1 pseudogene is annotated in these 287 nt (G+C 55.1%); it reads right to left on the minus strand.

Going from position 1 to position 287, the window contains the following annotated elements:
• A pseudogene (locus ALO64_RS23555) lies at positions 1-287 on the minus strand (recombinase family protein); the annotation flags it as partial.

Genomic DNA, 287 nt, shown 5'->3' on the forward strand with positions numbered 1-287 from the left:
CTTAGCCCTTATCGCGTCCACAAGTTTTTCTGCTTCGACCAGAGGAAGACGGCTGATTCGGTCGATCTTTTCTGCAATGACGACTTCACCCGGTTGAAGGTCCTCAATCATGCGCAACAGCTCGGGACGGTCGGATCGAGCGCCCGAGGCTTTCTCGCGATAGGATAGACCGCAGCTACGTAGTAGCCTGACTCTCGAGCATTGCCAATAATCGCTTCTTGGCGCTGCAAGTCCTGGTCTTCGGAACTGACACGCAGGTACACCCGCGCAACGTTGAGAGTCGTCAT

This window comes from Pseudomonas meliae (assembly GCF_001400515.1).
Lineage (GTDB): Bacteria > Pseudomonadota > Gammaproteobacteria > Pseudomonadales > Pseudomonadaceae > Aquipseudomonas > Aquipseudomonas amygdali.